At 33.3% G+C, this 219-nt stretch carries 1 protein-coding gene; it reads right to left on the bottom strand.

What is annotated here, in order from left to right; translation table 11 throughout:
- A partial coding sequence (locus CCO88_RS09675; protein ID WP_002804355.1) for a 6-hydroxymethylpterin diphosphokinase MptE-like protein occupies positions 1–219 on the bottom strand: 219 nt, incomplete at both ends.

The raw sequence follows: 219 nt of genomic DNA, 5'->3' as shown, positions 1-219 counted from the left end.
AACATAATCAGGCACTATACCTTCTTTTTCAAGCATACTTAAAGCCCCATCAGCACAAAAGATCACTGCTTTATCTTGACAAGCTTTAAGTAAAGGAAGTTGTTTAGCTAAACTAGGTCCTGCAGAAACTACTATAGCATTATCAAATTTGTTTTTTCTTTGGCTTAAGATTCTTTGAAAAGGAATGCTTTCAAGCATAGAAGGGATGTTTTGTAAAAA

The organism is Campylobacter coli LMG 9860 (assembly GCF_000254135.1).
In the GTDB taxonomy this organism is placed as follows: domain Bacteria; phylum Campylobacterota; class Campylobacteria; order Campylobacterales; family Campylobacteraceae; genus Campylobacter_D; species Campylobacter_D coli.
This window is presented reverse-complemented; position numbering and strand designations above follow the sequence as displayed.